This is a genomic window from Haloarchaeobius iranensis, from assembly GCF_900103505.1.
GTDB lineage: Archaea > Halobacteriota > Halobacteria > Halobacteriales > Natrialbaceae > Haloarchaeobius > Haloarchaeobius iranensis.
On the sequence record NZ_FNIA01000054.1, the window covers coordinates 1 to 5710 of the forward strand.

A 5710-nucleotide genomic window follows, 5' to 3' on the forward strand; every position below is an offset into this window, starting at 1 on the left:
ACCACGTCGCCGTGGACGGTGTAGTGGTCCCGCACGTCGGGTGCGTACCAGGCGTCCGGGTCACCCGGTGGGATGGGCGGCGGGACACGCCCGTCGTCGTCGGTCGACGCTCGACCCCCGGAGTCGGGGTGTTCGAGCGTCGGGTCGTCGGTCATAGAGATAAATTCCAGCAGTATAGTACTTAAATTCTAATAACCTGGGGAGTGGGTGTTCCCCCAGTCGGGTCGAACAGCCATCTTGTCGTGTCACACGACTCGACAAGCACCTATTTTTCTTCTGCCGAGGCCCATAATTGTATCACAAAGATAAGAAATAAAACCATTGCGGCATAACCAACAGCAATGGACCTGTACCGTCGCCAACTACTACAGCTCCTGGGGGTATCGGGGATTCCGGACCTGGGTGTAGGGGAGGTTGGGATTTCACTATCGGATCGTTCAAATGCCCGGACACCGGATCGAGCAGCACTTCACAACTGGCAGGCTCACACGCTCTCAGCAGATGCTAACGGTGATTATGGACATCAATCGCTCGAGCGGTTGGAGCTGCTCGATGTCGGATTCGAAGCGACAGGGAATCCGGCAGTGTCAGCGAGGGAGTCGATCTTTGGAGAGCGGACAGGGTGCTATCGCTACACGTTCGCCGTCACCGGATCTGCGATCTCGCACGTCAGTAAAGACAAGACGCATTTCTGGGAGATAGGCGAAGCGATGGGGGACCACTTCGAGCCCCGGAAACTGAACCTCGATGCGAGAATCGGAAGCAGGGTTTCGGTAGAAGCAGACAACGACAGTGACATGGAATCGATGGCTCTCGCTCCGAGACATGGACACGATTCGTTTCAGGTCTACACGACGCCATCCGGGGACGAACTGGGAGAGGATTTAGCGGGCCAGTATCCAGATGCTGATATCGAAAACCTGGGTGAATACATCTCCCTGGCACTCGGGATGTCTCACGAACAGTTCCAGGGAGACAAGTCCAGAGTCGGGGCCTATCTCCCGAACCAATCTAAGTTATTCAATCTATCACCGGAAGAAATATATCAGGCTATTCGGAACGCGGATGACCTCAATGACGACCTTCGGGCCGGAGTCGAAGGGACTCTTGCAGTGGCATCCCTCAGTCTGGCCGCTCTCGCGTTGTTCGCTAACCCGCCTGCTGCACTCGGTGCTGGGGTCATCGTTGCCAGTATCTTTGCATCGGAGCTACTGTCGGATAATTATCGTCCGAGGACGAAGTACGCGAAGGGCTTCGATATGACGTATCCTTCCCGGGAAGGGGGACCGGTTACCCATCACAACCTCATCTTCGACGTCTACGTCGAACCTGATCAAGAAGTGTCGTTCAACGTGACGACGAAGAACTTCGGGACTGGTATCGGTATCGATAGGGCTCACGAAGCTAATCCCGGGATCGGTATCGGTGAGTGGACCATCGATATTGCTGCCCCAGGTACGAACCGCACACACATTCCAGTTCCCTCGTTCGAGTACAACTTTTCACAGAATCGTTCCAGGGCCACTCGGGAACTCAACGCACCGCAGATCGAATTCCTGACCGAGCCATTCATTCAGCACACACTGATTCGCGGCAAGTACGACGGGAAAGACCAACTGGAGCCGAGGTATCTCCCTGTTCCCGGATATCTACTGCCGCTTCCCGTGTATATCGGTCAGGCACCGGGTTCCGAGTCAACCGGTGAGCCACCGATCGAGTTCTCGGCGAAGAATAGCCTTCTCACCGATTCCAACCGGGAAACGGACTTCACGTGGCATCACTCACAGTTCAATTCGTCTCACTTTGTTGGTATTGTGAATGACTTCGATGAGATAAGGCAACAGATACGCTGGTATCCGACCGGGATGCAAGCCGAAGACGTTTACACCGAACCCGATTTTTATAACAAACAGTCCTGGCGTGGGAAATCGAGTACCGGAACGGAGTTTTCGGTGACGCCACAGTATGAGGGCCTGCACGTTGTCGGGCTCGAAATGGAGGACCCCACCGGAAACAGATCGACAGTCTCTCGACCGTACCTGTATCTCCAGGATGAGGGTCGACGAGCAAGAAACCACGCAGGTGATTTCGAGATCGAACAGGTAGGGTCTCGGACATTCAGATTCAATACGAACAACTCGTTGCCCGACATGGCCCTGCTTGGCTCCGAACCCGCCTCGCGAAACGAGGTGGTGCGAAATCATCTCCGTGAACCGCTGACCTGGTTTTGGGAGCGCACCGACGCCGAGAGCACGGACTTCGCGTTCAAGAGGTTCGGCTCCGGTGAGCAAGTGTCGTACACCTTCGGGCAGGCAGGAACATACGAGATCCACCACGTCGTCACAGATAGCCAGCATATCTCCTACGTAGCAACAGAGACCATCGAGGTGAACTGAGATGGATTCGGACGTCACTCGCCGCAGTCTCGTCGAATCGGTCGGCAGTTCGATTCGAACTGACCCTGAAGAAGAATCCGAGGCGGCCCAGCTTCGACGACTCAGGTGGCGGTCACAGCACGATACGATGTTCAGATCGGACGATATAGGTATACCTGATGCGGGTTTCGTTGAGCACTCGACGAACAGCCTTCAGCTCCTCGATGCAACCTGGGTCGATACCGGTAATCCGCTGGCCGGGTTCGACGAGGGATGCTGGAGGTATACGTTTGCGGTCAGAACCTCTGCGATGGTAGTACGGACAACTCAACAGCGACGACGAACGGACTCTCCCTACAGTAACTCGTGGGCAAGTACCTTGGATCCAGAGGCACAGCTGTTTACCGAGCTGGAAGTTCGTCCGGTCCCCTCCGGGAGCGACGAAGCCAAAAACCACGTTGTGGTAGCGCCGCGCCGTAATCCGGAGAATTTCCAGTTCATCAACGGGCCCGAAATCGTACGGAGAATCCAGGCTGAGGACGAGGATCTAGAGCTCGGGGGACTCATCGACCATATCGGCTCCCTGTATCGCTGCCCGGAACGATTCACGAGCAATCGGGTACGGAACCTCTGGCCGCTGGAAGTCTGCCGTCTCGAGGCTACTGGGGAGCCAAGCACTGCTGAGGATGGGTTTCTCCTCGATCTGGTTGCGAAGACCGTAACGGGAGTCTCTATCGCACGGAAGGCGAAGGGACTGACCGGCGTCGCAGATTCGTACCTCAGCAGGTTGGGTTCGCGTGGACAAAGTATCGTTGGAGCCAGTGCGAAGCTGCACACCGCGACCAGTGCAGTCTTCAGTGGTCTCACGATCGATAATATGATCCACGAGTGGGTCGAACCGGCCCCGAGTACGGGCTCGGACAACAAGATGCGGTTCTGGGAGCGGTACCCTCCCCACGAAGGCGGTGTTGAGTACGGGCCAATCACCGGCGGGTTCCTGGTCTTCGACGCGTACGTGATTCCGGACTCGCTCTCGGAGTACGAACCTTCAGATGGCAGTTACGAGGACGTCGGACCGAAGATGGATGTCACTGTGAGGAATCGGTATCGATACGATGGGAAAAAAGAGGGGACCGACGTTATTTCCAGCCCCACTTGGACAGTTAATTTCCAGACACCAACAAGAGATGCATCAGAAGAGGCGCTATCCGGAGCCGAACTAGTTTCGCTCAGTGGACTTTCCGATACTCCGGATGTACCTCCTTCTTCTTATCCATCGGTTAGTCAAGGCGCAAAGCCAGTGATAAGAGACCGTACGCGCAGTAGTGAGGTTATCGAGGAATATTGTTCAAACTCTACAGGGACTTCATCGTTTGAGCGCAACGAACAGTTGCTATTCGACGGCACGGATACGGCACTTCACCGGAGGTCCAATCGCTCGTTCGACATTGAATGGACCCTGTGGCGCAGAGCGAACTGTACTGCTTCAGAGAACGGAAGTCAACTACCGTGTACCTCAACGTCCGAAGGCGACTGTGTGAAGGACTACAGTCGAGGCTGGGAAGAAATTCCAGAAGAGAAGCAGACAGGCTGGACGTATTCGAACTCACTTTCAGAGCCGGGCCAGTACAAAGTCGAACTCACGATTGGGGACAACACCACCCAGTACGAGTTCCGAATCGGCCACACACCGATGCCGCGCGTCCGTCGACCGTCTTCGTACCTGAACAAGCAACTGGTCGGGCAGGAGGTCGAACTCGACGGGACGGTCTCGTATCAGGGTGAGGAGGAGCTGACGCACTACTGGATCATCCCCGAATCGGTGTCGTGCTCCAACGCTATCACCGAGGTCCCACACGCATTCGACCTTTCGTCGCTCGGTGAGCCAGGAGTGAACTACAAAGCCGTGCCGCACCAGTCGGCGACGGTCACCTTCGAAGAACACGGCGTTCACGAACTCTACTACTTCGTCACCGAGGGTGACGAGGACCGAGATGGGGCCTGCGACCAGTTCGTCAGCGGGAGGGAGAACACCGTCGACTGGGAGGACTGCCAGTGGAACGTCGATTCAACGACGGTCGTTGCGATGTCTCACTCTGGAGAGGTAGACCACACCATCGTCGACGAGGTTCGTCCCTCGGTGTCGTACGATATCGAGCGGAGCGGCGTCGGTGCCGACGAGACGGGCACAATCAGCAGTTCTACACTGATCCCACAACAGGATTCGTCGTCGGAGACCACAGACATCGCACAGATCATGGCGAACCCGGAGCGAATTCTGGAGGCAGACATCGGCTCGTACGTCGAGATCGACGCGAGCGAGTCCTACGCGTACGCGAACCGGTCGATTCTCGGATATCACTGGGACATCGGCGGAACCGGGCAGTTCGTCGACCTCCAGCCGATGACCGACGACACCTCCAGTGGGGTACTCGAGGGTGTCCTCGGGGACAACGTGGCACAGCTTCCGCAAGACGAGTCACGGTTCGAGTATCCACGACTGTTCCCGGTGCGGTTCATGGTGTACGCACAGAATCCGGATGGTCCCACGCCACCCGGAAGCGACGAGCGACGCATCGAAGCTCAGGTCGGCGAACTCGTCGTCGAGGTCGGTGACACGTCGGACAGAGCTGCGACAATCCGCGAACTGCCCTCGACACACTCGCGAGTTAGTGAGTACCTCCAGAAGACGTTCGGGTCGGCCTCTCCCCCGATGGTCTCGGACGGGGCGCGCTTCTTCACCGCCCGTGGCTCCGAGCTTGCGGAGGATGCGACAGCGTTCCGGTGGAAGTTCGAAGCCTCGCACGTCGGTCAGCGTCAACTCGGGTCCATCGACGGCGAAGTCGGTCAATCGGATGTGACGTGGGACGTCTCGGCCAGTCGACCGGGGCCCGTGTTCTACGAGTACGACTTCGACGAACGAGACCAGTTCGAGGTGCTCTTGCAGATAGTTTATCCCGACGGGCGGGTAACAATAAAGCGATGCACGGTGACCGAGGACGACCTGAGGTGTGAGGAATGACGGACCAGAACCGCCGGGAGTTCCTCCAGCACACAGCCGGTGCAGCCGGCCTCACCAGTCTACTCTCCGTCCGCTCTCTACTCGGCATGACGCCGTATGTCAGCGAGCAGTGGAACCGGACGTTCGAGCGGAGTCCCAGCCAGGATTCGAACGGGATGGTCCGCACCCAGGACGGTAACTTCGTCGTCGCGTCGTTCACCGAAGTCGGCGGACTCGCGGTCTGGCTGGCGAAGTTCCGCCTGGACGGTACGAAACTCTGGGACCAACGAATCGCCGCGGTCGACGGTGTCGCCACCGAAGTCCCCTGGGACAT

At 57.4% G+C, this 5710-nt stretch carries 3 protein-coding genes; all 3 read left to right on the top strand.

Translation table 11 applies throughout. From position 1 onward, the window contains the following. Positions 1-341: 341 nt before the first annotated feature. Positions 342-2396, top strand: coding sequence for a hypothetical protein (locus BLT27_RS18735; RefSeq protein WP_139172436.1), 2055 nt, complete (start codon positions 342-344; stop codon positions 2394-2396). Between the two features lies 1 nt (position 2397). After that, positions 2398-5397 carry a hypothetical protein gene (locus BLT27_RS19445; RefSeq protein WP_139172437.1) on the top strand — a complete coding sequence of 1000 codons (3000 nt, stop codon included), beginning with the start codon at positions 2398-2400 and terminating at the stop codon, positions 5395-5397. Then, on the top strand, positions 5394-5710 hold a 317-nt coding region (locus BLT27_RS18745; RefSeq protein WP_217639195.1), incomplete at its 3' end, for a hypothetical protein. The genes BLT27_RS19445 and BLT27_RS18745, both read left to right, overlap by 4 nt.